Annotated in this window: 2 protein-coding genes; both read left to right on the top strand. The window is 45.8% G+C overall.

What is annotated here, in order from left to right; all coding sequences use genetic code 11:
• The coding region (locus ACQCLF_RS16020) for a hypothetical protein (RefSeq protein WP_426989095.1) at positions 1-468 on the top strand (468 nt) is incomplete at its 5' end.
• 2 nt (positions 469-470) lie between these two features.
• On the top strand, positions 471-902 hold the full coding sequence (locus tag ACQCLF_RS16015; RefSeq protein WP_426989093.1) for a hypothetical protein: 432 nt from the start codon (positions 471-473) through the stop codon (positions 900-902).
• Positions 903-1,118 lie beyond the last annotated feature (216 nt).

Genomic DNA, 1,118 nt, shown 5'->3' with positions numbered 1-1,118 from the left:
GGAGGTGGGGCCGCTAACGACTCCAGTGTAGGCACAGGCAACAGCCACAGCGACGACAGCGAATCCCGGAATGGGAGGGGGACGTCGTTGGATGAGGAAGAGAAGGCGACTTCTGGGCCAGGAAAATGGCAGACTACAGATGTTGATAAGCAGGGTTTTCGAAATTTGACTCAGATTATAGCTATACGGCTTCGAACTCTTGGAGAAGAAGGTCGTTTGTGGGGGTCTGATGGTAAGGATTTTGAGGGAACGGTTCAGGACGTGACCCAGACTTGGACGTCACTGTCTACGGCTGAAACTCAAGGGTTACAGGAAAATGGGCTTATTTCCGTAGAGCGTGAGTACGGCGAAAAACGAGTGATTAGACAAATGTATTTGGAAGGAGGGGATGACTGGAAAACAAATGGCAAATCTTGGTATTGGCAACCAGTGGTTCCCAACACTGTTTTTGAGTTTAAGGAGCCATAGGTATGCTCAGAAATTTTTTAAATTTAAATAACCCCAGGCTGACTTTTTGGATGTGGGGAACTTTAGACGCTATTTATATAGCTCTCTATGTAGTTAGTAGTGTTCGTGAAGGAAAGATCCCATACGTTACAGATTTAGAAATGACCATTCATAATCTTGTGAGTCATGGGGGGACTGCGACGGGAGTTATGATTGGGCTTTCGTGGCTGCTTCAACTATCAATTATTTTTTCGGCGGTACTGCTTTTATTGAGTAGCTCAAAGGCAAGGCTGCTCTGTTATATACAGACACCTTTCAGAATTTTGTTTATGGTGCCATCAGTTCCAATAATTACCTACTTTGTTGGTGAAGTTTATGGAACTATCATTTTTTTGATGCTGCTGCTGACTTCAGAGGTTGTCAAGGTTTATTCGATTTGGAGATTCGCTAAATAACAATTGGGTATCCTGGATGGGATTTTTAAGGTGTTCGAAAACCTGTGTCATTCGAAGGTGAGGTTCACTAAATTTACTAACTGTTTGGCAATGGCTTGGTGATGGTTCGAAGGCTACGCGGCTTCACCAACGGCAACACTCCGACTGGCAAAGCGGCACACCCGACAGCCAGGAACTGGACACCTTCGCCACCACCCAGGGCTACACCGGACACCA

It is taken from the genome of Marinimicrobium sp. ARAG 43.8 (assembly GCF_050113635.1).
GTDB lineage: Bacteria > Pseudomonadota > Gammaproteobacteria > Pseudomonadales > Cellvibrionaceae > Marinimicrobium.
The sequence above is the reverse complement of the archived record's forward strand: the minus strand, read 5'-3'. Positions and strand labels throughout refer to the sequence as shown.